This window comes from Thiosocius teredinicola (assembly GCF_002009425.1).
Taxonomy (GTDB): Bacteria; Pseudomonadota; Gammaproteobacteria; order Chromatiales; family Chromatiaceae; genus Thiosocius; species Thiosocius teredinicola.
Map to the genome: position 1 here is coordinate 2,508,074 of NZ_CP019936.1, position 20,667 is coordinate 2,528,740.

The window sequence follows — 20,667 nt, forward strand, 5'->3', positions numbered from 1 at the left end:
ACATCAGCGGCCATGAGCTCAGCAGCCTCGCTGAGCTATTTGGCTATATCAAGCCGTAGTGACAGCGCCACAGGTCGATCGAGAATCGCGTGAGGTCGGTCTGCCAGGGCGTGAACCTCGGAATGGCAAACGCATCGGTCTGTGCATCCATGGTTCCCCAATCGGTTGCCACCGCCGCGTCGAAACCGGCCTCGCGTACCAGCGCTGCGTGTTCAGTGCGATAGTCGTTGCCCAGCTTGCCGTTGGGATAGGCGAACAGGCGCAGTTCGCGCTGAATCTTGTCTTCAACCGCAGCCTTGCCGGATTCGATCTCGTTGCGCGCCTCGTCGGCCGGCAGCGACGCCAGGATCGGATGCGACACCGTGTGACCACCGATGGTTGCGACCGGTGAAGCCGCCATCGCCGCGAGTTGCCCGCTCGACATCATGAGGTCGTCGGGCAGCCCGGACAGCTGGCCGACGAAGCCATCGACTTTGCGTTGGCGGATATCCGGTGACAGGTGCTTCCACGCCTTGATCAGGGAATTGGCCGCCGCGCGGCGTGAGTCCCAGTCGGACACCTCGATATCCGGCACCTCGTCATCATCAACCTCGTACCGACCTTCTGGTAGCCTGCGCACCGCCTCGATCAGCGAATCGTTCCACATCCTGCCACCGTCGAGAAAACCGCTGGCGATAAAGAAGGTTGCCGGCGCCTGAAATTCTTCGAGGATCGGCAGGGCCACGGTGCAATTATCCGCATAGCCATCGTCGAAGGTGATGCTGATTGTCCGCCCGCTGAGCCGGCCGTCACGCGCTTTGTTGACGGCGTCGGCGAGAGGAATAATCTCGAAGTTCCTGGCCAGCATCGCGATCAACGAGCGAAACCACTCGGCCGTCGGCTCACCCGGACTCATCGGATCGCGCTCGCGCATCACGCGATGGAAGATCAGGGTGTGGTGCCGCGGTCGACGCATGGTAGCGCCGAGCAGCTTAGCGATCACACCTCACCTCGTGAGGCCTGCAGCTGCTGCGCAAACGGCGGTTTTTTCGCGGCCCAGACACCTTCCCGCTTGAGAAATTGTTGTAGCAGCAGAATGATCGCCACCAAGTGCCACGGCAGGTCGAAATACGACAGGCTAAGGAAAGCGCCGCCGGTGCCATAGGCCACCAGACAGACCTGTATCATCCTCGCCAGATTCGCGGTCCATCGGTGTTCTTCCGACCTGTCGCCATATTTTATGACCCCTCGGGCCACTAACCACCCGCCACCGAATATGAACATGAACATCGCAAACCCGATCCAGCCATGGTCGGCGATCACGCTGAAGTAGATACTGTGGGCCGCGTGGACGTCTTGCGGATCGGGCGCCCATAGCGCGAAGGTCTCATACGACCATGAATTCATCCCCACGCCGGTGATATTGGCGTTCGCTGCGTTTACCGAGTAGGTCCATGCGTTGATTCGACCCATCGCCGAGGCATCCTCCTCGTAGTTCTCGATCGTCGACATGCGATCGTGCCAGGACTGCGGCATGAACAGGAACATCAAGGGCAGCAATGGGATGATGACCGCGGCCATGACGATTTTCTTATCGGATTTGAGCCACAGATACCCCGCAACACAGATGATGGCGAGAAATGCGCCACGCGACTGCGAGCCGATGACCGACAGCGTGATGAAAAACATGCCGAGCCACATGGCGGCCTTCAGCCAGGGGTTCGTCATTTCGTTACGCACGAGGTAATAGCCGAGCGGCAATACCATCAGCAGGGCGACGGCCAGGTGATTGTTGTCTTCGATGAAGCTAAAGGCAGGCCCCCAGACTCGCTCACCACCGCCGGTAAGCAGTGTGAATACCCCGCCCTTGATGCCGAAGAATCCAATCGAAAAATAGATCACCCAAACCATCAGCTTGATGCGTTCAGGTGTATTCATGATCAGCATCGTCAAAAAGATGATGAGCTGTATCTTGAACAGGCGTACGAATTCGCCCCAGGCCGCGTCGGCGTAGTAGCCGTTCAGCGACGTGATCGCGGCCCAGATGATGAACATCACCCAGACCACGATGATGCCGCTCTTCGGCAGCCGCTTGGTCTCCTTGTCCATCAACAACGACGCGAACAGCACGATGGCAATCAGCTGCGCAAACGGAAAACTGTAGGCAGCACCCCAGGTGAGACGGTGCGGGTTCATATAGCTGAACCACGACCACATCAGCACCCCGATATAGGGATTGCGCAGCATGTACGGGATCATCCCGAACACGAACATGAACAGAATTATGTCGCGCATTCAGACTCCAAACGCTGCGCGATCGACGCCTCCGACACCTTCGTCATCCTTACTCCCCAAACTCCTTCTTGATCTGGTCGAGGCTGGTGTGGCGCACGTCCTTGCCTTTCACGAAATAGATGACGTATTCAGAGATGTTGCAGCAACGATCGCCGATACGCTCCAGCGCCCTCGCCGCCCAGATCAGATCGAGCACGCTCGGAATCGAACGTGGATCTTCCATCATGTAGGTCATGCTCTGGCGCATTGCACTCTCGTACTCGCGGTCGACCTGCACGTCTTCGTGCGCAACATCGATCGCAGCATCCACATCCATACGGGCAAACGCATCCAGGGCGCGGTGCAGCATCTGCTGGACCTTGCTGCCCAGGTGGGCAATCTGCCCGAACAGGTTGCGGCCATGCTCGCCACTCGAGGCGCGAATCACCATGCGCGCGACGCGCTTGGCCTCGTCGCCAATGCGCTCGAGATCGGCAGTGGTCTTGATCACGGCCAGTACCAGGCGCAAATCGCTTGCGGTCGGTTGGCGCAGCGCCAGGATCTGAGTGCAGCGCTCGTCGATGTCGACGTCGTAGGCATTCACCTGGTAATCGTTGGAGACGACTTCTTCGGCAGCTTCAGACTCACCCTTGTTCAGCGCCGATATCGCAAGCTCAAGCTGTCTTTCGACCAGGCCGCCCATCGCCAATACGCGAGACCGGATTTCCTCCAGCTCGGCATTGAACTGCTGCGAATAATGGTGCTTCAGATCGGAAGTCTCCATATGATCCTCGTGAATCAATCAATTCTTCAAAAATTATCGGCGGTTATCGCGGATATTCACCCGGCAACGTGGTCGCTGCCGATTCTATCAGCCCGACAGCCTGTTGGCCGGGAAATGACACAAGAAGCGGCTGCCCTCATCCAAATCACTCTCAACCTCGAGGGTCGCTTCGTGGCGGTTCAGCACATGTTTGACGATCGCCAATCCCAGGCCGGTACCGCCGCGTTCCCGCGAGCGCCCGGCGTCGACGCGGTAGAAGCGCTCGGTCAGTCGCGGGATGTGCTCGGAGGCTATGCCTTCGCCGCTATCTTCCACTTCGAGCACGGTTTCGCTGCCGCGATCGATCCAGCGCACGATGACCTCGCCGTCGGCCGGGGTGTGGTTGACGGCGTTGACCACCAGGTTGGTCACCACGCTGCGCAGCTGTTTTTCATCGCCGAGCACGCGCCGTGCTGAGCCGATCTCAGTGCGTATCTCGGGCGTTTCCGGCGACAGGCCCTGACACTCGTCGGCCACCAGGCGCACCAGCCCAACCATGTCCACGGTGGTCTGCGTGTTGGATTTCGAATCGCTTTCCAGGCGTGCGAGCAACAGGAGGTCTTCGACGATCTGGCGCATGCGTGCCGCCTGCTGCCCCATCAGGTCCAGCGGTCGTGCAATCGATTCGCGCGATACGTTCTCGGCATCCTGCAGGTTCTCAATGAAGCCGCTGATTACGGTCAGCGGTGTGCGCAATTCGTGCGACACGTTGGCCACGAAGTCCTTGCGCACCCGCTCCTGCTGCAGACGATCGGTGATGTCTTGGGCCAACAACAGGTACTGCCCGTCGCCGTACGGCGCCAAGCGGACTTCGAGCTTGCGGTTCTTGTTGCCCGGCGCGGTAAGTTCGAGCGTTCGCGAGTAGTCCAGCTTCGCAATGAAGGCCGCAAGCTCGGGATGACGGAACAGATTGACCAGTTTCTGTCCGATATCCTTCGCCGCCTGTAGCCCCAGCAGGCGGCTGGCCGCGTCATTGAACCAGCGGATCGTACCGTCGGCCTCCAACGCTACGGTGGCATCCGGCAGCGCCGAGGTCGACGAAGCATATTCGTTCACCAGCTTGGTCATGCGCGCATCGCGCTGCGCATGGCGTGACATCACGCGCGCAATCCGCGAGTAGATGTCGCCCCAAAGACCGAAATGGATGGGAATCTGCGAGGCCTGGGGATCACCCAGCCAGTAAGCCAGGCGTTGCAGGTTGAACAGGTTGCGGAAGGTATACGCCAGCAGCGCCAGCAGCAGAAACAGGTAGACTTGGTTGAAGACGGTGCCCGCAGCCCAGGCTACGAGAACAAGGACAACGATACGCCAGAATTCCTGAACCCAACCGGATCTGGCGTTCAAGTCGGCCTCACGGAGAAGCGGTAACCCACACCGCGTACCGTCTGTACCATGTTCTCAAGACCGTAGGGTTCGAGCGCTTTGCGCAGACGGCGGATATGGACATCAACGGTCCGCTCTTCGATGTAGACGTTGCGCCCCCACACCAGGTCGAGCAGTTGGTTGCGCGAGTAGACGCGCTCCTGGTGTGTCAGGAAGAAATGGAGCAGTTTGAACTCGGTAGGCCCGACGCTGACCGGCTTGTCGTCGGCCAGCACGCGGTGTTGCACCAGGTCCATCTCAAGACGGCCGTCGACGCGAATCAATTCGCTCGCATCGCTGCCGGCGCGCCGCAGGACCGCCTTGATGCGGGCCAGCAGCTCGCGGGTCGAGAACGGCTTGGTCACATAGTCGTCGACGCCGGCATCCAAACCCTGCACCTTGTAGTTCTCTTCGTCGCGCGCGGTCAGCATGATCACCGGGATCTCGCTCAGGCGCTCGTCGCGTTTTAGCCACTTGGCGAATTCCAGGCCGCTCATGCCGGGCAGCATCCAATCCAGCAGGATCAGCGACGGATCCTGGTCGCCCACGGCCTGTTGCGCTTCGCTGCCGCTGGCCGCCTCGATCACCTCGTAGCCCGCCCCCATCAGCGTCGCGGCGAGAAGCTCGCGTACCGCCGATTCGTCTTCAACGATGAGAATTTTCGTCGTTGCCACCTGTGCTCACCTAATTCGTCTTTCAAAGTAGGCCGCAATTACAGAGTGACATTGTGACAGGGATATGACGTCTATGCGTCAACGGAATTGAACCCCTCCCTGCATGCCGCTGCTGCGGGTGAAGGCGTTGGCAAAGGCTGCACCAAAGCGGTCGGCCAATCGGGTCAAGGCATCCTCTTTGGCCGTGAAGTCGACGATGTCTTCAGCACCGGCAACCTCGCGAGCCACATAACCGGCGCTGCCGACCTCGTCAGCGAGCCCGAGTTCGATACCCTGATCGCCGGTCCAGAACAGGCCGCTGAACAGCGTTTCCTCGTCACCTTTCAAGCGATCTCCGCGTCCTTCCTTAACCGCCGCAATGAAATGCTTATGTATCTTTTTCAGCAACTTATCGGCATGTTCTCGATCAAATTCACTGACCGGGCTGAACGGATCGAGGATGCCTTTGTGCTCACCTGCAGTCATCAGGCGACGCTCGATACCCAGCTCGTTCATCGCATCGACGAAGCCGAAGCCGTTCATCAACACCCCGATCGAGCCGATCACGCTGGACTCGTTCACGTAGATCTTGTCCGCTGCCGAAGCCACGTAGTAACCGCCCGAGGCACACATGTCGCTGACCACGGCGTACAGAGGAATGTCGGGATATTTCTCGCGCAAGCGTTTGATTTCGGAATGCATATAGTCCGACTGCACCGGCGAACCGCCGGGCGAATTGATGCGCAGAATCACGGCCTTGGTGTTCTTGTCCTCGAACGCGTCGCGCAGACCGGTCACCACATTGTCGGCCGACGCTTTTTGGCCCGGGGCGATCATCCCTTCGAGTTCCACCAGGGCGGTATGCGGTTTGACGCCCATTCCCTTTTCCGACCAATCATTCGGCAGCAGTACGACCAGCACCCCGATCAGATAGGCGAACGTGAGCAGCTTGAAAAAGATGCCCCAGCGTCGCGCGCGCCGCCGTTCCACCAGGGCATCGCGCGCGAGATTCTCAACCAGTTCGCGATGCCAGTCGCCGTTGGACCCTTTGTCCTTTTCCATCAATAAACTCCGTCAGATCAAGTCAGCACTGGCTGATGCAGCCAGTCCGATAGCTCGTGAAGATTGTCGAAACATTGCAGCGCACCGTGCGCCAGCAGTCGCTCGGTCGCATGGACCCCATGCGACAAGCCGACGGCATCGACGCGTGCGTTACCCGCCATCTGCATGTCGTACTCGGTATCACCCACCAAGATCGCCTCACCCGGCGGGGTATCGAGATCGACCAGGATCTCTTCAAGCATCTGCGGGTGAGGTTTCGAGAATGTCTCGTCGGCGCAACGTGTTGCGTGGAAAAACGACGCTAAGCCGCTTTCCTGTAGGGCTTTATCCAGCCCCCGGCGGCTCTTGCCGGTGGCCACGGCGAGGAGTTTGCCTGTGGCGTGCAGGCGTTCAACGAGCTCGCGAGCGCCGTCGAACATCGGTGCCGGCTCGACCGTCTCACCCAACCACAGGCGGCGATAACCTTCGACCAGTCGCTCGACCATGGTGTCGTCAGATCCCGGAAACGCGCGGGCGATGGCTTCACTCAGCCCCAGGCCAATCACGTCCCGCGCCTGTTCGTTGCTCGGCACCGGCACACCGGCCTCGTGCGCCGCGCGCTGCATGCAGGTCACGATACGCGCCTCGGAATCCATCAAGGTTCCGTCCCAGTCAAAAACGATCAGCTGATACTGCTTGCTCATGTCCTTCAAATGCTTCCGGCCAATTTGTCGAGCACTGCCTGCAATTCTGTCGGCAGCGGCGCCTCCACCTGAAACCGGTTGCCGGGCTCAGGCCAATCGAAACGCAACGAAGCCGCGTGCAGGAACAGGCGGCGCAAACCCATCTCCTTCATTACCCGATTGGCCTCTTCATCACCGTATTTCGGGTCACCGAGAATCGGAGTTCCGTTGTCCGCTGCATGCACCCGGATCTGATGAGTGCGCCCGGTCTCAAGCTCGACGCTAACTAAGGTTTCTTTCTCAAATCGCTGTAATACTTCGAAATTAGAGATAGCCTGTTTGCCTTCAGGATCGACCCGAACCACCCGCTCTCCGCTCTTCAGGGTGTTTTTCTTCAGCGGCGCATCGGCGCGCCACCGGCCTTTGCGAATCCGTCCCGACAACAAGGCCAGATAGCGTTTTTCGATCTTTCCGGCGAGTTGAAGTTCCTGCAGGCTGCGCAGCGCACTGCGCTTCTTGGCCAACATCAAACACCCCGATGTTTCCCTATCCAGTCTATGGGCCAGCTCGAGGAACGGCGCATTCGGACGCGAGGCGCGCAATGCCTCGATAACGCCGTGCGACACTCCGCTGCCACCGTGTACGGCCACACCACCCGGTTTATTAACAATTAAGATTAGATTATCTTCGTAGATAATTGATTCTTCGATATTATGCTGCAATCCCTTTGGCGCCTCTTCGGCGTCCTTCTCGCTCACGCGCAGCGGTGGGATGCGCACGACATCGCCGGCCTGGAGGCGGCGCGCCGGCTTGCACCGCCCCTTGTTGACCCGCACCTCGCCACGCCGCAAAACCCGATAAACCCAGCTGCGCGGCACGCCCTTGAGCTGACCTAAAAGGTAGTTGTCGAGACGCTGGCCGTCGTGATTGTCGTCTACTGTAATCAGACGCACGCGCGATGCCGTTTCGCCGCCTTCAGCCATGTCCGCTCGAACCCCGCAAAAAATAATGCATCTGCCTGATAATCTGATATATTTTACGCAAGCTGCAGCCGGAGGTGCGACCGAAAGAGTCCACGAACACACCCGCTGCAGTGCATGAATTTACCGGGCCGGAAGGATTTCCGACCCGAAGTTGGCGCGCAAGCCAATGTCGCTTTTTCTTCCATTAGCGCAGTAATCCGCGATGAGAAGACCGCATCCCTTGCAAAAGGCGATGCTACCCGACTGCATGCATCGCGCGCCAGATTGAGAACAGTCCGGCCGGATGTTGCCGTGTGTGCTTAGCGAGCTTCACTCGCCCACCCGCACCCTCGGTTCGGACATTTAATGAATTCGCCTTCGATCAGATTCGGGTCACGCCCGCCGCTGAGAACGGTCGCACTGTTGTGTGTTGCGACGTCGGGCTCCGGTGGTGCAAACCAGGCCTGAAACCGATCGAGGCAACAAGGAACAATCAATGAAGCGTATGCTGATCAACGCAACTCAGCCTGAAGAGTTGCGTGTGGCCATCGTCGACGGCCAAAAGCTGTATAACCTCGACATCGAATCTCCCGGCCGGGAGATGAAAAAAGCCAACATCTACAAAGGACGCATCACCCGCGTCGAACCCAGTCTCGAAGCCGCATTTGTCGACTATGGCGCTGAGCGCCACGGCTTTCTGCCGATGAAAGAGATCGCCCGCAGCTACTTCAAGAGCGAGGCGTTCGATGCCGGCAAGCGCGCCATCAACGAGCTGCTCAAAGAAGGCCAGGAAGTTATCGTCCAGGTCGAGAAGGAAGAGCGCGGCAACAAAGGCGCAGCACTGACCACCTTCCTCTCGCTGGCCGGCCGCTACCTGGTGCTGATGCCCAACAATCCGCGCGCGGGCGGCGTTTCGCGGCGCATCGAAGGCCAGGACCGCTCCGAGCTGCGCGAGGCGATGAGCGTGCTCGAGATCCCCGAAGGTATGGGACTTATCGTGCGCACGGCGGGTGTCGGCAAGATCGCCGAAGAGCTGCAATGGGACCTCGACTACCTGCTGCAACTGTGGAGCGCCATCGAACAGTCGGCCGCCGAGCGTAAGGCACCGTTCCTGATCTATCAGGAAAGCAACGTCATCATCCGCTCGATTCGCGACCACCTGCGCGCCGATATCGGCGAGATCGTGGTCGATCAACCGGGCACGCACGAACAGGCGCGCCAATTCATTGAACAGGTCATGCCCAAGTACCTGCGCAAGCTGCGCCTGTACACCGACGAGGTGCCGCTGTTCTCGCGCTATCAGATAGAATCGCAGATCGAATCGGCGTTCCGCCGCGAACTGCGCCTGCCGTCCGGCGGATCGATTGTGATCGACCACACCGAGGCGCTGACCTCGGTCGATATCAACTCGGCACGCGCAACCAAAGGCTCGGATATCGAAGAAACCGCGCTCAATACCAACCTCGAGGCTGCCGACGAGATCGCCCGCCAGCTGCGCCTGCGCGACCTCGGCGGCCTGTTTGTCATCGACTTCATCGACATGACCCCATCGCGTAACCAGCGTGAGGTCGAGAACCGACTGAAAGAGGCGATGAAAGAAGACCGCGCGCGGGTGCAGATCGGCCGCATCTCGCGCTTCGGCCTGCTCGAAATGTCACGTCAGCGTCTGCGCCCTTCTCTCGGCGAATCGGCGCACCAGGTCTGCCCACGCTGCGATGGCCACGGATTCATCCGCAGCGTCGATTCGCTGGCGCTGTCGATCCTGCGCATCATCGAAGAAGAGGCGCTCAAAGAGAACACCGGTCGGGTGAATGCCCAGCTGCCTATCGAGGTGGCGACCTTCCTGCTCAACGAAAAACGGCAGATGATCGCGGATATCGAGAAACGGCATGATGTCAGCGTCATCCTGATTCCCAACCGCCACCTCGAAACACCCAAATACGAGCTCGAGCGGATTCGCACGCAGGATCTGCACAACGACGACACGCCCAGCCACGCGCAGGAAGTGGAATACAAACCACAGAATACGCCACCTGCCGAACGGCCACAGGCGCGCATCGAACAGCCTGCAGTCAAACAGATTGCGCCCTCTTCGCCGGCGCCGCAGCGCGCCGAACCACAGCCACAGCCGACGGCAACACCGGTACCCATGCCGGTACCGGCAGCGGGCAATGAAAGCGGGTTCATCAAACGCCTGTTCAGCAGCATCTTTGCAACGCGCGAAGGTGGAGCTGAAGTCGAATCGCCCAAGACTGCGGCCGCAGCCAGCGACGCTGTCGATGGCGAAGGCACCACTGCAGACAAGGAGGGTAGTGGCGGACAGCGCAAGAGCAGCACCCAGCGTAGCGGCAATGCACGCAAGAGCGATTCACGCTCCAGCCGTAGCCGTCGCGGCAGTCGCGGCGGCCAGCGCAAGCCCAAAGCGGAAGAAGGCGAAGGCAACAAGAACCGCGAGACCAAGCCGCCCGCGGAAAACAAGAAACAAGGCGACAGCAAGCCGGAAGATGCGGCTGCACAGGCAAATAAACCGGCTACCGGCGAAGACAACGGTGAAGGCCCAGCCAAGCGCAGCTCGCGGCGTGGTCGTCGCGGCGGCCGGCGGCGGCGCAGCAGTGCCGAGAAAGCCGCTGCGGCTAACGGCGAGTCGGCAAACAACGCCTCAGATGCCCCTGGCAATTCAAGCGGTTCGGGCAGCGACGCTGGCCGGCCGGAAAAATCGGCTGGCAACAGAAAGCCCGATGAATCCGCCGCTGCCGGTCCGGTAGCCGCTGAGAAACCGGCGAGCACAGGTCAAGCGGCCGGCGGCGACAAACCGAGCGCTGATCGTCCGCCACGCGCGAGCAAGCCGGCCGAAGATGGCGAGGCGAAGCCCGCAAAACCCGCGGGCTCCCCTGCGCAGTCGGAAGCACCTTCGGCCAAACCTGCGGAGAAACCGGTCAGTGCCGAGTCGGCGCCGTCGTCAGCACCTGCAGCGAAACCGGTAGCACCACCAGCCGCCGCACCTGCGCCTACGCCAGCATCGGCGCCGGCGCCGGCGGCCGACAGTACCCCTAAACCACCGTCGATTGAACGCGCAGTTGCGCCGAAATCAGCGGCCGAACCGGCGCCGAAGGCTTCCAGCTCCGGCGGGTCGGGCGAGGACTGATTCGGTCGGTCGGAACAGAACGGGTGTGGTCAACCACACCCGTTTTTCATGAAAGATGACTGCGGCGAATCTCGTCGAGTAGACCCAACGCCGCGGCATCCACCAGATCGAAGACACGTTCGAATCCAGACGCACCACCGTAGTACGGATCGGGCACCTCGCGCGTACGCATCTGCGGCGCAAAGTCCATAAACATCTGGATCTTGTCGACGTGCTCGTCGGGACAGATGGCGCTCAACGCCATGTAGTTGTCCTGATCCATCGCCACCACGTAGTCGAAACTGGCAAAGTCTTGCTCTTCGACCCGGCGCGCCACCAGGTCCGACAGATCGACGCCGCGCTGCAACGCCGTGGCCTGTGCACGCTTATCGGGTGGGCTGCCGACATGGTAGGCATGGGTGCCGGCCGAATCGATCTTGATAACCTCTGCCAACCCCTCTTTCTCGACCAGCGCGCGAAACACGCCGTGCGCTGTGGGTGAACGGCAAATGTTGCCCATGCACACGAATAGTACCGTGACTGCATCTTTCATTTGTCACAAACCATAAACAGTTAACGTCCGGCGTTCGCCTGAAGCCTCTCACCAGACAATGAGCTTAATGATGCGATCCAGTGTCAGTGACACCGTGAACACTGTCAATCGTCGGTTGGCCAACCTCGGCAGCGCACCACAGACAGCGCAAGACTCATCCAGCCGCGATCCGTTGTGATTACCCTGTGCACACGCAGTGCTGCGCAAACCGCTACAGACGCTAAGCTAACCTCATGAGCGCTGCATCACTCCACCAACGACTTCAGCAACTGATAGGTAACCGCTTCGATTATCTCGACGAGGTCTGGATCCTGATCGAGGTGTTGGGCGATATGGACAGTGTCGTGCTGCGGCGCTGCGAAGACTGCAAGCGCTACCGGCCGGTGCAATCCAACGCCTACGGCATGCCCAATCGCCGGGTCGACGGTACCCTCACCCTGCCGATTTCCAACGCCGAAGGCGATGGCTATTCTGACGACCTGCTGGTGTTGCTCGAAGGCCGGCAACCCTCAGGATGAAGCCCTTAAGATGAAGTAAGCGCCGCAATGACCCGCTTGAGGTCTTCGGCCGTATCGACACCGGCCGGCGGCGCCTCTTGCGCGACATCGAGGGCGATGCGTCCACCATTCCACAAGACGCGTAGCTGCTCGAGTGATTCCATGCGTTCGATCGGCGATACCGGCAGACTGGCGTAGCCGCTCAGAAAGCCCGCGCGGTAGGCATAGATGCCAAGGTGACGGTAGATGCCTTCCATCCATTCGCCCTTCGGCTCTTTGGACATATCGAACTGGTCGCGCTTCCAAGGGATCGTGGCCCGGCTGAAGTACAAGGCATAGCCGCGACCGTCGCCGACCACCTTGACGGTGTTGGTATCGAACAGTTGGTGCGTCTCGCTCAATGCCACGGCGAGTGTCGCCATGTCCGCGTCCGGATGATCGATCAGACTGTCGGCAACCTGGGCCAACAGCGACGGCGGCATCAAGGGTTCGTCACCCTGCAGGTTGACCACAATCGTATCGTCCGGCCAGCCTTTGAGGCTGACGACCTCGGCGATGCGGTCGGTACCGCTGCTGTGTTCGGCCGACGTCATGCAGACATTGCCGCCAAACGCCGCGGCCGCCTGCTCGATACGCTGATCGTCGGTGGCAATCACGACATCTTCGGCGCCGCTCTCCAGTGCACGCTCGTAAACGTGCTGAATCATCGGTTTGCCGGCGATATCGACCAGGGGTTTGCCCGGCAGGCGCTGCGATGCGTAACGCGCCGGGATCACAACGCTGAATGACGCCATGCTCAGTCTTCGATCTCGACGTCGGCCGGGATCTCGGTGGCCTCTTCGAGCAGCATCACCGGAATGCCGTCACGGATGTGGAAGATCAGGCGGTCCTGTTTACACACGAGTTCGCCGACCTTCGGACGGTAGATCAACTTACCCTTACAGTTCGGGCAAGCCAGGATGTCGAGCAATTTTTTGTCCATCGGTGATGTCCTTCAAAGCGTTGTTCAGTCGGCGGACGAATTCTTCATCTGGCTGCGCATCAATCTGTACGACCCAGGCGTCACGGCACGGCAGACGCCGACATTTTACGGCATCTTTCTCGGTCATCAGAATGGGCAGTTCCTCGGCGAAGCGCAAATCTTCCGCGCGAAAAGGATGGTGATCGGCAAACACGTGCGGTTCGACCTCGATTCCCGCATCACCGAGCAAACCAAAGAACCGCTGCGGATTGCCGATGCCGGCCACCGCGTGCACCCGCCTGCCGCGCAAACCGTCCAATACGAGCGTCTGGTCGTCATGCAGCGAAACGAGTTTCGGCCGCCGAATCGACATGGCAAGTTCGTGTTCGGCATCACCGCCGTTGACGACGACGAGATCGACGGACTTGAGGCGCGACGCCGGTTCGCGCAACGGGCCTGCCGGAAGCAGAAAACCATTGCCTAGGCGTCGTTCTCCATCGAGCACCACGATCTCGAGGTCGCGGCCCATCGCATAGTGCTGCAGACCGTCGTCACTGATCACGATGTCGACGGTGCGGTGGCGCAACAGCGCGCGAATCGCCTCCGGCCGATCGGGGCCGACACACATGGGGCAGCCGGTACGCGCCGCCAGCATCACTGCCTCGTCGCCGACACTGTTCGGGTCGCTGTCCGGCCGCACCTGCTGCGGCCAGGAGGCCGCCTTGCCGCCGTAGCCGCGCGACACGATACCGGGATGCCAGCCGAGCGATTGCAGGTGCTCGGCCAACCAGATCACCAGCGGGGTCTTGCCGGTGCCGCCGACCGTGATATTGCCGACGACGATAACCGGCACGTCGAAACGCTGCCGCCGCAGCAGCCCACTGCGATACACCAGTCTTCGTAGGGCCGCCACCAGGCCGAACAGCCACGACAGTGGCAACAGCAGCAACGTCAGAACGTTGGATGAATACCAGGAGCGCTCGAGCAGTGTCACCTACGCCTGCCGATCATTCACCGCCGTCCTCGTCACCCTGGCGCTGCCGGGCGACGAAACTCAGATGGCTCATGCCGAGCTGGCCGGCGACATCGAGCAGCGTCATGGCCGCCTGCATCGGCGCATTCTTGTCGCCGGACACGATGATCGGCAGGTCAGTCCGGTCGTCGGAGACCTTCTGCAACTCACGGCGCAGGGTGTCGGCATCGTGTTTTACGAGTTCGCGTTCGTTGACGTAGAACTGACCTTTGGAATCGATGGTGATCTCGATCTTGTCGGCCGGCTTCTCGACAGACTCGTTCGGCGACGCCGATGGCAGGTCGACCTTGAGTTGAGTCTGCTTGTCGAACGTGGTCGACACCATGAAGAAGATCAGCATCAGAAAGACGACGTCGATCAACGGCGTGATGTCGACGCGGGGGGGCTCGGCTCGGCGCGGACGCAGATTCATGCGCTTATTTCTCCCGGTCACCGTGCATAACTTCGACCAGTTTCAGCGCCTGTTCTTCCATACGAACCACGATCTTATCGACCCGACCGCTCAGGTAACGATGGAAGATGACTGCCGGAATCGCCACGCTCAGGCCGGCCGCGGTCGTGATCAGTGCCTGCGATATACCGCCGGACAACAGGTTGGGATCACCCACGCCGCGCGCCGATATCTCGGCAAACACCTTGATCATGCCGACCACCGTGCCCAGCAGACCCAGCAGGGGTGAGATATTGGCGATCGTACCAAGCGTATTGAGGTAGCGCTCCAACTCATGCACCACCTGGCGCCCTTCTTCCTCGATCGCCTCTTTCATGACCTCGCGCGGATGGGCGCGGTTCATCAACCCGGCGGCGAGCACGCGCCCCAGCGACGAGCTGTTGCGCACCGTGGCGATGTGCGCCGAAGTCAGCTGCTTGTTCTGATGGAGTTGCCAGATCTGCGCAACCAGGTTGGTCGGCAACACCTTGTTTTTGCGATAGGCCCACAAGCGTTCGACGACGATCGCCATGGCGATCACGGAACACGCAATGATGGGGAACATCAGCCATCCACCGGCCTTCACGAGTTCAAGCACGTCGGGTCTTCCTCCTCAGGTTCTCGATCTGTTTGCGGGCCCAAAAGCCGAACATACGCCGTGATGGTGCAGCAAAGCCGCCCTGCCATACGTGTTGTCGCTCATGGATTGCCGGCCGGAAACATTATTTTACGTGTCAACCGGTGCCGCCGCGTTAATCGGACGATGATACTGCATGGCGCGGCTCGGCAGAACCGGTGTCGTGGTGCCAGAAACGACGCCAGCCCGACGTTCGGTGGCCGGCAGGGGCCGTCACCTGCCCATCGGCGCCGAAGGTGAGACGAATCGCCCCATGGTCCGCCGTGTTGACGCCGGCCGCGCCGGCGTCCGCCCAGCGTGCCTTCACCTCGTCCGCCGGGAAACCGTAGCGATTTGCCCATCCCGCCGAATAAACGACAAAAGTCGGCCGAGTGCTCTCGACAAATGCGCGTGTCGATGAGCTGCGACTGCCGTGGTGCGCAGCAACGACCACATCACTGCGCAGCTCGTCTCCCAATCGCTCGATCATCTGCCGCTCGACCCGTTTCTCGATGTCGCCGGTCAACAGCACGCTGCCGCCCCGATTGCTGACTTTCAGAACACACGAGGCATTGTTGCCTTCCCAGGTCGCACCGGTCTGCGGGTGCAGAAAACGAAATCGTACACCGTCCCACTGCCATGCCTCGCCGGCCGTGCATCGCGCAGCCGCCACGTCCAGCCGCTCCGGCTCACCGGACAGGACTCGATCGACGGTTATCTGTTCCACCAGTTCGGCCACACCGCCGGCGTGGTCGTTGTCGCCATGGCTGAGCACCAGGCGATCGACGTGCCCGCGATCGATCGTCCGCAGAAACGGCACCACGACGTTCGACGCCGTGTTGAAGCCCGACGGATACTGCGGTCCGGTATCGAAAATCAGCGTGTGGTTGCGGGTTTCTACGACGGTGCTCAACCCCTGCCCCACGTCGAGCACGTGCAACTTGAATGCCCCATGTTCCAGCACCGGCGCGTGCGGCAACCAGACCGTCGCGAATAACGGCAACGCCAACAGGCGCAGCGGCATTCCTGGCGGAGCCAGCAGCAAGGCGACGGCAAGCAATGCAGCTATAAGCTGCCAGCTATTGAGCAACGCGTTGCTCGTCCAGGCAAACGAAAGACCATTGACGTACGCCAGCGCCTCGATCATCAGGTCGATCGCGGTAGCCGCAAACTGCAGCAGGCCGCTACCGAGCCATGGCATCGGCAGCAACGCCATCACGCCCAACAGGCTGACCGGTACGACCAACACGCTGAACACCGGGACCAGCACAAGGTTGATCAATGGCGCCGCGCCACTGGCCGTCACGCCGAACGCCCCGAGGATCGGCCAAAGTGCCAGGCTGATCGCCAATTGAATGCGCACCGCCTGCCGCCATCGCGACTGCGACCCGTACCAGGTGAGCACTGAAACGATGGCGGCAACCGCAACGAACGATAACCAGAAGCCGAGCGACAGCACCGACGGCGGATGCCACGCCAACACGCCGACTGCAGCCACGGCGAGCGGCTGCAAGGGGTTACCCTCTTGTCGCCACAAGGTCGCCGCGGCGAGCAAGGTCAACATGATCAGCGCGCGTTGGGTCGGCAGCCCCATGCCCGCCATAAGGGCGTACAGGCCGGCCACAAGCAGACCGGCGGTGATGCCGGCGAAGCGTGCGGGTACGCGGCCGCATAACCTCGGCAGGCGCCGCCATGCCAAGCCGGTGAGCAGCCCACCAAGCCCGGCAACCAGGCCGATATGCAGGCCCGAAATGGCCATCAGATGACTGGTACCGGTGTCACGTAGCAGCGCCTTGAGTTGCGTGTCGAGCCCGGAAGATTCGCCAAGGGTCAACGCCTTGATAACGCCGCGCGCCCGTGCCGATACATCCAGTTCATCCACGGCGAGGCCGAGATGCTGGCGGAATCGCGCCAGCCAACAACAGCCGGCGTCAATCAGCTTTCGAGCCTCGGCATCCGCACTGACGTAGCCCGTATAGCGAATCCCCTGCCAGTACAGCCAGCCCTCGTAATCCCAGGCGCCGGGGGTCGCGAACCCATGAGCGGCGCGCAGCCTGACAGGCAGCGACCAGCGCTCGCCGGCCGTGACGGCCGGCGCATCGTGCCACGACAATCGCAGGCGGAATGCGCCCGCCAGCCGCCGTTCCCCGATCTCGACACCGTCGGTATCGAGCACGAAACGCGTCACCGACTGACGGTGCTGCGGCAACGACACGACGTCGCCCGTGACGATCGCCCTGATGACACCGTGATCCTCGGGTAGAAACGCGGGTTCGGCGACGAGCGCGTAGGCATGAGACCAGGCAAAGCCGGCGAGCACCCCGAGGGGGATAAGCAGATGGGCATGGCGAACTACCAGCACCAGCAGCAGTCCACCTTCTATGACGAGAACCAAAGCACCGGGCAGCGAGCTGAACTGAAACAACGCCAGCACGCCCAGGACAAAACCCGTGGAGAATCGCAACACAACATTCCCTCCCTGGAATGCGTTCGACGCGTTCAGCGCGTCACAATCGGCACCGGCAAATATCCATTTCGCCGGTCTCGCAACCATACTGTCACGTGCAACTGGTGCAATGCGACCGGTTCAGAACACGCCCGAATGGACGCTGTAGTAAACGGGCCCCAACCATGATTCAATGCGACCCATAACGATAAACTACTCTGTATGCCGCGGCACCTGTTCAAACGCCTGATTCCCGATCCCAGCGCGCTGAAGAACCACAAACATCTTCGGCACCTCGGCAGGTTGCTGCACGACGAAAACCTCTGGCATCTAAACCGTCGCTCGGTCTCCGGGGGCATGGCCGCAGGGCTTTTCTGGGCAATGATTCCGATCCCGGCTCAGATGGTTACAGCAGCTTTTTCAGCTGTTTTCTTTCGCATCAATCTACCCATTTCCGTGGCCCTGGTGTGGCTTACCAATCCGCTGACCATGCCGCCGGTGTTCTACTTCAACTATGTCGTCGGCACCTGGATACTCGGCGCGCCACCCGACATTGGCGAGTTTCATCTGTCGCTGGATTGGATCACGTCGGAGATCGATGCGATCTGGAAGCCGCTGTATGTCGGCAGCCTGGTCTCCGGCATCGTGCTCGCCATACTCGGCTACGGCGGCACCCGGATGTTCTGGCGCTGGCATGTGATCAAGCGCTTCAAAGAACGCGGCATTCTTCGCCGCAAGCGCGTCAAGGAAGCACCAAAGACCGCCGAGCCGGCCGCCGCACAGACCAAGGCCAAGGGCGTCCACCCAGGCTGACCCGCCTTTACTGCGAACCCGGTGACCTAGGCGCTGCGCAGCTGCCCGTCGTGTAGCGTGAGCACCCGATCCATCTTCGATGCCAGCTGCATGTCGTGGGTCACGATGACGAAGCTGGTTCCCTGCTCCTTGTTCAGCTCCAACTGCAGCTCGTAGATCGAATCGGCGGTCTGACTGTCGAGGTTGCCGGTCGGCTCGTCGGCCAGCAGGCAGGCCGGGTTCGAGACCAGCGCCCGGGCAATCGCAGTGCGCTGCCGCTCGCCGCCCGAGAGTTCCGAGGGTTTATGCAGTATGCGCGGCCCCAGGCCGACCCGTTCGAGCAGGGCCATGGCGCGTGCGCTCGCCTCGGCGGCCGATACACCGCGAATCAACAACGGCATGGCGACATTTTCGAGCGCGGTGAACTCGGGCAGCAGGTGATGAAACTGGTAGACAAACCCGATCGATCGGTTGCGCGCCATACCGCGGCGACGCTCATCGAGTGAACTGAACGGCTGACCTAACAAGGTCACGTCACCCTGTGTCGGCAGATCGAGCCCGCCCAGGCAGTGCATCAACGTACTCTTGCCCGAGCCTGACGAGCCGACGATAGCGACCTGTTCGCCGCGTGCCAGCTCGAACTCGACATCGCGCAGCACATGAACCGCGGCCGGTCCATTATCGAACACCTTGTTCAGCCCATGACAGGCCAACACCACGTCGTTACTCATAACGCAGTGCCTCCGCAGGTTGGGTGCGATAGGCGCGCATTGCCGGCGCCAGCGTCATCAGCAGACTCAGCACAAACGCGCCGATACCGACCATGGCCACGTCCGGCCACTGCAGATCGGACGGCAGCTTGTTGATGTAATACACGCTCGAATCGATGATCTCGAAGCCAAAGGTCTTTTCGGCATAGGCGACGATGTCGTCGATGCTCAAGGCCAGCGCCACACCCAACACCACGCCGATCGCCGTACCGATCGCGCCAAGCGTCGCCCCCTGCACGATGAAGATGCGCATCACCTGCCCCGGGGAGGCGCCGAAGGTCTTCAGGATGGCGATATCGCTCTGCTTATCGACCACCATCATCACCAGCGTCGAGACGATATTGAACGCGGCAATCACGACGATGAAGAACAACAGCAGGCCGATCATGCGCTTTTCCATCTTCAGCGCGGCGAAGAAGTTTACGTGGTAGTCGGTCCAGTTGAGTACGCGATAGCGACCACGCATCGACTCGGCCAGTTCGAAAGATACCTGGCGTGCCAGCCAGACATCATCCAGCCGCAGGCGGACGCCGGTCACCGCCTCGTCCATCTGCTGCAACAGCGCGGCATCCTTAATATTGATCATCGCCACGCCGCGGTCGTATTCGCCCATGCCGACCTCGAACAGTCCGGTCACGGTAAAGCGCTTGAGCCGCGGCATGCTGCCGGCGACCGTCACCGTGATTTGCGGCACGATCACGGTCACCTTGTCGCCGACCGTCACGCCAAGCACCGAGGCAAGCTCCGAGCCGAGCACGATGTTGAACTCACCGGGTTTGAGGTCGTCCAGCGAACCGGCCTTCATGTGCTGGGCAACATCGACCACGTTCGGTTCGAGCGCCGGATCGATCCCGCGGATCACTGCGCCGCTGACCTCGCGCTTGTGGCTCAGCATCGCCTGGCCTTCGATATAGGGCGCAGACCCGATCACCCGTGGATGTTTCCCGGCCAGCGCCATGGCCTCGCGCCAATCGGTCATGCGACCGCTGGCCGCCTGCACGTCGCCGTGCGATGCCATGCCGAGGATGCGCTCGCGCACCTCTTTATGAAATCCGTTCATGACCGATAACACGGTTATCAGCACGATCACCCCAAGGGCTATGCCGACGGTGGAGATCAGTGAGATGAAGGAAATAAAGTGATTACGCCGGCGCGAACGCGTGTAGCGCAGACCGACAAAAAGGGAAAGCGGGTGGTACATGGGCGCGCATTAAATCACAAAGGGCCTTCAAATCGGTGTGATTCGAATCTGTTTATGGTTTGTGCTGATGCAATTCATGGTTAAACTCACAGCAGGCGGCAGGCAATCCAAACGGGGTGAATTCAATGGGTTGGCGCCTGCTTTTGAGTGACTAGTTAAGTTGGAGTTCCACGATGAAACGATCTGGTTTGGCGGCGGTGATTGTACTGGCCATGTCCGGTGCCACGATGACGGCCAATGCCGATACGCTGCTGATGGATTCGATCAAATCAGCGCCCGCGAACAGCAAGAGCGGCGTGCAACGCCCACGTAGCGGCACCAGCATGGCGACGGTTCGCAGCCAGTTCGGTGAACCGAGCAGCGTCAAGGACGCAGTCGGCGAACCGCCGATCACCCGCTGGGTCTACCCGTCCTACACCGTTTACTTCGAGCACGAGCACGTAATCGACACCGTCGTGCATCGCTGA

Annotated in this window: 21 protein-coding genes; 4 read left to right on the forward strand and 17 right to left on the reverse strand. The window is 60.7% G+C overall.

Translation table 11 applies throughout. From position 1 onward, the window contains the following. Nucleotides 1-43: 43 nt before the first annotated feature. The 8 genes from B1781_RS12035 to rluC form a co-directional block, all read right to left on the reverse strand. A complete protein-coding gene (locus B1781_RS12035; protein ID WP_078119904.1) occupies nt 44-982 on the reverse strand; it encodes a polysaccharide deacetylase family protein in 939 nt (312 codons plus the stop codon). After that, nucleotides 979-2,274 (reverse strand): putative O-glycosylation ligase, exosortase A system-associated, encoded by a 1,296-nt coding sequence (locus B1781_RS12040; RefSeq protein WP_078119905.1) that lies wholly within the window; start codon nt 2,272-2,274, stop codon nt 979-981. The genes B1781_RS12035 and B1781_RS12040 overlap by 4 nt, the downstream gene beginning before the upstream one ends. A gap of 49 nt (nt 2,275-2,323) precedes the next feature. Next, nucleotides 2,324-3,037 carry a phosphate signaling complex protein PhoU gene (phoU, locus tag B1781_RS12045; RefSeq protein WP_078119906.1) on the reverse strand — a complete coding sequence of 238 codons (714 nt, stop codon included), beginning with the start codon at nt 3,035-3,037 and terminating at the stop codon, nt 2,324-2,326. A gap of 87 nt (nt 3,038-3,124) precedes the next feature. Next, nucleotides 3,125-4,420: a phosphate regulon sensor histidine kinase PhoR gene (phoR, locus tag B1781_RS12050; RefSeq protein WP_078119907.1), complete on the reverse strand. Its 1,296-nt coding sequence runs from the start codon at nt 4,418-4,420 to the stop codon at nt 3,125-3,127. Then, on the reverse strand, nt 4,417-5,112 hold the full coding sequence (gene phoB, locus B1781_RS12055; RefSeq protein ID WP_078119908.1) for a phosphate regulon transcriptional regulator PhoB: 696 nt from the start codon (nt 5,110-5,112) through the stop codon (nt 4,417-4,419). Before phoB ends, phoR begins: the two co-directional genes overlap by 4 nt. A gap of 78 nt (nt 5,113-5,190) precedes the next feature. After that, nucleotides 5,191-6,153 carry a S49 family peptidase gene (locus tag B1781_RS12060; RefSeq protein ID WP_078119909.1) on the reverse strand — a complete coding sequence of 321 codons (963 nt, stop codon included), beginning with the start codon at nt 6,151-6,153 and terminating at the stop codon, nt 5,191-5,193. Nucleotides 6,154-6,170: 17 nt separating this feature from the next. Beyond that, entirely contained in the window at nt 6,171-6,836 is a 666-nt protein-coding gene (locus B1781_RS12065; RefSeq protein WP_078119910.1) for an HAD-IA family hydrolase, read from the reverse strand. A 5-nt stretch (nt 6,837-6,841) separates the two neighbouring features. Then, entirely contained in the window at nt 6,842-7,798 is a 957-nt protein-coding gene (rluC, locus tag B1781_RS12070; RefSeq protein WP_078119911.1) for a 23S rRNA pseudouridine(955/2504/2580) synthase RluC, read from the reverse strand. 475 nt (nt 7,799-8,273) lie between these two features. Between rluC and rne the strand changes: the two genes are divergently transcribed. Beyond that, nucleotides 8,274-10,922 (forward strand): ribonuclease E, encoded by a 2,649-nt coding sequence (rne, locus tag B1781_RS12075; RefSeq protein ID WP_125932053.1) that lies wholly within the window; start codon nt 8,274-8,276, stop codon nt 10,920-10,922. Between the two features lie 46 nt (nt 10,923-10,968). On the opposite strand, the gene B1781_RS12080 is transcribed toward rne, so the two are convergent. Further along, nucleotides 10,969-11,454 carry a low molecular weight protein-tyrosine-phosphatase gene (locus B1781_RS12080; RefSeq protein ID WP_078119912.1) on the reverse strand — a complete coding sequence of 162 codons (486 nt, stop codon included), beginning with the start codon at nt 11,452-11,454 and terminating at the stop codon, nt 10,969-10,971. 233 nt (nt 11,455-11,687) lie between these two features. Here B1781_RS12080 and B1781_RS12085 point away from each other — a divergent pair, with 233 nt between their 5' ends. Further along, nucleotides 11,688-11,972, forward strand: a complete 285-nt coding sequence (locus B1781_RS12085) for a hypothetical protein (protein WP_078119913.1) — start codon at nt 11,688-11,690, stop codon at nt 11,970-11,972. Nucleotides 11,973-11,977: 5 nt separating this feature from the next. On the opposite strand, the gene kdsB is transcribed toward B1781_RS12085, so the two are convergent. The 6 genes from kdsB to B1781_RS12115 all read right to left on the reverse strand — a co-directional run bounded on the left by kdsB (nt 11,978) and on the right by B1781_RS12115 (nt 17,458). Continuing rightward, nucleotides 11,978-12,745: a 3-deoxy-manno-octulosonate cytidylyltransferase gene (gene kdsB, locus B1781_RS12090; RefSeq protein WP_078119914.1), complete on the reverse strand. Its 768-nt coding sequence runs from the start codon at nt 12,743-12,745 to the stop codon at nt 11,978-11,980. 2 nt (nt 12,746-12,747) lie between these two features. Continuing rightward, nucleotides 12,748-12,933, reverse strand: coding sequence for a Trm112 family protein (locus tag B1781_RS12095; RefSeq protein WP_078119915.1), 186 nt, complete (start codon nt 12,931-12,933; stop codon nt 12,748-12,750). After that, nucleotides 12,890-13,906, reverse strand: a complete 1,017-nt coding sequence (lpxK, locus tag B1781_RS12100; RefSeq protein WP_078119916.1) for a tetraacyldisaccharide 4'-kinase — start codon at nt 13,904-13,906, stop codon at nt 12,890-12,892. Before lpxK ends, B1781_RS12095 begins: the two co-directional genes overlap by 44 nt. 13 nt (nt 13,907-13,919) lie before the next feature. Beyond that, entirely contained in the window at nt 13,920-14,357 is a 438-nt protein-coding gene (locus B1781_RS12105; protein WP_078119917.1) for an ExbD/TolR family protein, read from the reverse strand. Between the two features lie 4 nt (nt 14,358-14,361). Next, a complete protein-coding gene (locus B1781_RS12110; protein ID WP_078119918.1) occupies nt 14,362-14,973 on the reverse strand; it encodes a MotA/TolQ/ExbB proton channel family protein in 612 nt (203 codons plus the stop codon). A 154-nt stretch (nt 14,974-15,127) separates the two neighbouring features. After that, nucleotides 15,128-17,458, reverse strand: a complete 2,331-nt coding sequence (locus tag B1781_RS12115) for a DNA internalization-related competence protein ComEC/Rec2 (RefSeq protein WP_164513365.1) — start codon at nt 17,456-17,458, stop codon at nt 15,128-15,130. A gap of 201 nt (nt 17,459-17,659) precedes the next feature. Between B1781_RS12115 and B1781_RS12120 the strand changes: the two genes are divergently transcribed. After that, nucleotides 17,660-18,250 (forward strand): DUF2062 domain-containing protein, encoded by a 591-nt coding sequence (locus B1781_RS12120; RefSeq protein WP_078119920.1) that lies wholly within the window; start codon nt 17,660-17,662, stop codon nt 18,248-18,250. A gap of 26 nt (nt 18,251-18,276) precedes the next feature. Here the strand turns inward: B1781_RS12120 and lolD are convergent, their stop codons facing one another. Beyond that, nucleotides 18,277-18,960 carry a lipoprotein-releasing ABC transporter ATP-binding protein LolD gene (gene lolD, locus B1781_RS12125; RefSeq protein ID WP_078119921.1) on the reverse strand — a complete coding sequence of 228 codons (684 nt, stop codon included), beginning with the start codon at nt 18,958-18,960 and terminating at the stop codon, nt 18,277-18,279. Further along, nucleotides 18,953-20,200 (reverse strand): lipoprotein-releasing ABC transporter permease subunit, encoded by a 1,248-nt coding sequence (locus B1781_RS12130; RefSeq protein WP_078119922.1) that lies wholly within the window; start codon nt 20,198-20,200, stop codon nt 18,953-18,955. Before B1781_RS12130 ends, lolD begins: the two co-directional genes overlap by 8 nt. A 173-nt stretch (nt 20,201-20,373) precedes the next feature. On the opposite strand from B1781_RS12130, the gene B1781_RS12135 reads away from it, so the two are divergent. Then, the gene (locus tag B1781_RS12135; RefSeq protein ID WP_334223703.1) at nt 20,374-20,667 is read left to right on the forward strand and encodes a hypothetical protein; all 294 of its coding nucleotides are present in this window, start codon (nt 20,374-20,376) and stop codon (nt 20,665-20,667) included.

Coding starts and splice junctions, on each gene's coding strand:
- B1781_RS12040 (WP_078119905.1), bottom strand. CDS start 2,274: ATGCGCGACATAATTCTGTTCATGTTCGTGTTCGGGATGATCCCGTAC.
- phoU (WP_078119906.1), bottom strand. CDS start 3,037: ATGGAGACTTCCGATCTGAAGCACCATTATTCGCAGCAGTTCAATGCC.
- B1781_RS12060 (WP_078119909.1), bottom strand. CDS start 6,153: ATGGAAAAGGACAAAGGGTCCAACGGCGACTGGCATCGCGAACTGGTT.
- B1781_RS12065 (WP_078119910.1), bottom strand. CDS start 6,836: ATGAGCAAGCAGTATCAGCTGATCGTTTTTGACTGGGACGGAACCTTG.
- rluC (WP_078119911.1), bottom strand. CDS start 7,798: ATGGCTGAAGGCGGCGAAACGGCATCGCGCGTGCGTCTGATTACAGTA.
- rne (WP_125932053.1), top strand. CDS start 8,274: ATGAAGCGTATGCTGATCAACGCAACTCAGCCTGAAGAGTTGCGTGTG.
- B1781_RS12080 (WP_078119912.1), bottom strand. CDS start 11,454: ATGAAAGATGCAGTCACGGTACTATTCGTGTGCATGGGCAACATTTGC.
- B1781_RS12085 (WP_078119913.1), top strand. CDS start 11,688: ATGAGCGCTGCATCACTCCACCAACGACTTCAGCAACTGATAGGTAAC.
- kdsB (WP_078119914.1), bottom strand. CDS start 12,745: ATGGCGTCATTCAGCGTTGTGATCCCGGCGCGTTACGCATCGCAGCGC.
- B1781_RS12095 (WP_078119915.1), bottom strand. CDS start 12,933: ATGGACAAAAAATTGCTCGACATCCTGGCTTGCCCGAACTGTAAGGGT.
- B1781_RS12105 (WP_078119917.1), bottom strand. CDS start 14,357: ATGAATCTGCGTCCGCGCCGAGCCGAGCCCCCCCGCGTCGACATCACG.
- B1781_RS12120 (WP_078119920.1), top strand. CDS start 17,660: ATGCCGCGGCACCTGTTCAAACGCCTGATTCCCGATCCCAGCGCGCTG.
- lolD (WP_078119921.1), bottom strand. CDS start 18,960: ATGAGTAACGACGTGGTGTTGGCCTGTCATGGGCTGAACAAGGTGTTC.
- B1781_RS12130 (WP_078119922.1), bottom strand. CDS start 20,200: ATGTACCACCCGCTTTCCCTTTTTGTCGGTCTGCGCTACACGCGTTCG.
- B1781_RS12135 (WP_334223703.1), top strand. CDS start 20,374: ATGAAACGATCTGGTTTGGCGGCGGTGATTGTACTGGCCATGTCCGGT.